The 3,919-nt window shown below is 41.7% G+C and carries 3 protein-coding genes; all 3 read right to left on the reverse strand.

The genetic code is table 11. The features are described from left to right. A partial coding sequence (locus tag ACTHJT_RS16980; protein WP_440240414.1) for a CoA-binding protein occupies positions 1-255 on the reverse strand: 255 nt, incomplete at its 3' end. A 179-nt stretch (positions 256-434) separates the two neighbouring features. After that, on the reverse strand, positions 435-2,036 hold the full coding sequence (locus ACTHJT_RS16985) for an NAD(P)/FAD-dependent oxidoreductase (protein WP_440240416.1): 1,602 nt from the start codon (positions 2,034-2,036) through the stop codon (positions 435-437). 100 nt (positions 2,037-2,136) lie between these two features. Further along, positions 2,137-3,919 (reverse strand): toxin-antitoxin system YwqK family antitoxin (locus ACTHJT_RS16990; RefSeq protein WP_440240418.1); only part of this gene is annotated, 1,783 nt, incomplete at its 5' end.

The following is a 3,919-nucleotide window of genomic DNA, read 5'->3' on the forward strand; positions in this document are numbered from 1 at the left end:
AAAAATGACCCTTTTAGGCTTCAGAGAAAGGATATATTTATATTCATTTATTTGATTTTGCGGATTGATATACAGTGTTACCGTATCCACATCTTCAACCAGCGGACGGTCATTGATAATGGTTTTTCCTAACACTTCACCTGTTTTACGTCCGACAGGTATAAACTCATGGCCATGGCTCTGCAAGCGCTGAGCAGCAAGATAAGCATATCTGTTTGTTTCCGGTGTTGCCCCTAATATCAATGTCTTTTTCATGGTTGTATAGCTGTGGTTAGTAGTATAAGATAAACAAAAAATAGAGAATAATAGTTTAAAGTGTAGAGTGTAGTGCGACATAATCGTGCACTTACTTTTTAATTTAAAACGTTAGAATTATACTAAACACGAAAGAAGAGAAACGATTACACTTTACACTCTAAACTTTACACTTCCTTCTATTTGGAATTTGACTCCATCTCTGCCAGCCCCAGCTGCTGCGCGATCCTTAAGGCACAGCTCTCGCCATCCATCGCGGCTGACATGATACCACCGGCATAACCCGCACCTTCTCCGCATGGATACAGGCCTTTTAAAGTCACATGTTGCAGGGTTTCTTTATCCCGTGGAACAAATACCGGCGAAGAGGTTCTGCTTTCCACACCGATCAGCAGTCCTTCATTGCTGGTATAACCTTTTATTTTATGCTCAAATTGTTTTAATCCCTGACGCAGGCGCTGCGCTATCATTGCAGGAAGAACATCATCCATCTTCGCGCTTTTCAAGCCCGGCTGGTACGAACAATCCGGAAGCGACGCTGAATATTTATTCTGAATAAAATCTCCTACCCGCTGTGCCGGAGCAACCTGTGTTTTACCGCCAATGGCCCAGGCATTCTGTTCTACACTCTTTTGAAACTCGAGGGCAGCAAACGGTCCATGCTTATGAAATTCTTTAATGTCATCCAGTTCCACAGCAACTACCATTCCTGAATTCGCGAATTTAGAGTCCCTGCGGCTCGGCGACATACCATTCACAACCAATTCACCCGGAGCTGTAGCAGCCGGTACTATAAAACCACCCGGACACATACAGAAGGAATACACGCCACGCTCTACCTGTTGATACTGGGTTTGTGTTACCAGTGAATAAGCAGCAGCCGGCAGGCATTCTCCGCGATTGCCCGAACAATGATATTGCACCGCATCAATCAAGGTCTGTGGATGCTCAATCCGCACGCCAAGAGCAAATGGTTTTGCTTCGATTTGTATACCCTGTTCGTGCAGCATATGAAAAATATCACGCGCCGAATGTCCGGTACACAGTATGGTCGCGATACCTTCTATCTTTTCATTCGTATTGGTAACAACACCGGCACAAACGCCATCTCTTATGATCAGTTTCTCAACGCGGGTATCAAACAACACTTCTCCGCCGTAGGTCTTAATTGTTTCCCGCAGATTGGCAACCAACACCGGCAATTTATTTGTACCAATGTGCGGATGCGCATCAACCAGAATATCTTCGGTAGCGCCATGAGCAACCAGTACCTCAAGCACTTTACGGATATCACCACGCTTCTTGGAACGGGTATATAACTTTCCGTCGGAATAAGTTCCGGCACCGCCTTCACCAAAACAATAATTGGATTCCGGATTTACAACGTGATCTTTATTGATTGCTGCCAGATCTCTCCTGCGTGCACGCACATCTTTTCCGCGTTCAATCACAATGGGCTTAATGCCATATTCCAGCAAGCGTAAAGCAGCAAACAAACCGGCGGGACCGGCACCAATAATCACTACCTGGTGTTTGCCGTTGGCAGTTTTATATATTTCTTTGTGCAGCGCTAAAAGCGGCGGTAATAATTCTCCTTTATCAAACACTTCCACACCCATACGTACCAATACCTGTCGGCCACGTGCATCAATAGAACGGCGTTTGATCCGGTATTGAAAATCGAAAGATTGATAGGAAGTCTGAGCTTTGATCGCTCGTTTAATTTGTTCATCACGAACAGCGTCTTCAGGGCGAAGCGCAATTTCAACCAGTTTACTCATGGGTAAGGTGTTTATCCTTAAATCAGTTTAGTAACAGACTGCAATATACGGAATTTATCGAATGGATCGGATTTGTATTAAGTTCCTTTAAAAGAACATATCAATTACTTTTCTTTTTGGGAAACTTATATCCGATCATAAAACCAAAACGGAAGGGGATTGCAATTGACTTGCTGTAAACACCGGTAAAAGCATCGCTGTATTTATCATTATTACCATGCCAGTTATCGGAAATAGTTCTATACCCGATTCCAACCCCGGCATAAATATCAAAGGTCCACCCTTTTTTCCGCTGGTCAATCATCACGCGGTCTCCAACCAACACGGTATACTCAAATCGATTTTGAATCTGTTGCAAGTGTACGGGATCTGAAGGTACAGGAACAGTAAAATCTATATAATCATTTTCATAATTATAATAACCATACCTGAACTCGTGTCCAAAATACAGCATTCCATATTCCTGATCTTTCTGATAAAACTTTTGCCGCACATATAATTCAGCACCAAAATAATATACTGTGTTTGTAGGCAGGTTGTGATGCAGGTTAAACATAGGCTTATAATAGAACAAACCTCCTACTTCATATCCCATGCGTTCCTGCATATAATATTCTACACTAACAGGAAACGAGGAGGCCAGCATGTAAAAAGGATTTGAAGAAATGATAAATGCTTTGGCTTCATTCACACGAGGTGTAAAGTAGCGTGATTTCTTTTTCGGAATAACATATTTAGGCTTTTCCGAAGGTTTTAATGTGTCTTTTGACGAATCAGCGAGCTCCAAACTATCCGAGCCCAGCTTAGGCGCCTGATTTTCGTAAAGCGTTTTGTAGTAACCGGCAATAGTACCATCTTCATTATATAGTGTCCATACGCCAACTTTATTGCCATTTTCAAGCGTACCTTCCATTTTTATTTTCTTACTCTCGTAATAACCTTTGTATAAACCTGTGCCATTGACATAAGTACAGGTTCCTTCCAGGGTACCATTCTCCAGATAATAATTCCAGACACCTTCGTGCTTATCATCTATGATCTTTCCTTCAGTGCGGAGGGCGCCCCCTTCATAATACTCTTTATATACACCTTCACCATTAACATAATTGGTCTCGCCTTTAAATTGTCCGGATTTATAATAAAGTTTCCATGCTCCGTCTTTCGTACCGTTATTCATATTCCCCACCGCACTGACTGTTCCGTTCTCATAATAATATTTCCAGGGACCTACACTCTTCCCATTCATATACATACCTTCACTTGCAATCAGCCCGTTGGGATAGTAGTATGTCCACTTGCCTTTTTTCAACCCTCCTTCTTCTTCTCCCGTCGCCATCAGCGATCCATCTTCATGGTAATAATTCCAAATACCGGAACTTTTACCATCTACAATTTTTCCCGAAGCTTTTAATTTACCTGAAGGATACAGTTCAATATAATCTCCTGCATCTTCTTTATAAGTAGCCATGGCCTTCAAAACCCCATCTTCATAGTAATAACTCCAGGGTCCGTTTTTTTTATCTCCCAGATATTCTCCTTCACTTCTTATATGACCGTTCTCATAGTAATATTTCCAATGGCCTCCTTTCAGGTTCGATGTAGCTTCTCCTTCCATGCTTACATTTCCATTTTCATAATAATATTGCCAGATCCCATTTTTTTCTCCGTTCAGCATCAAACCTTCCATCTTGATATTGCCGTTCTCATAAAAAAACCGCCAGGTTCCTTCAGCCTTATTTCTTATATAATACCCTTGAGATTTTTTTTGACCATTCTGAAAATAGGAAGTATACAAGCTATCACGTACCTGGGTGTTTTTTTTCAGGACATAATACTCTTCTTTCAAATGTCTTTTAGCGTAATCATAGTGTACCTGCACTTGC

Source organism: Cytophaga sp. (assembly GCF_051961495.1).
Taxonomy (GTDB): Bacteria; Bacteroidota; Bacteroidia; order Cytophagales; family Cytophagaceae; genus Cytophaga.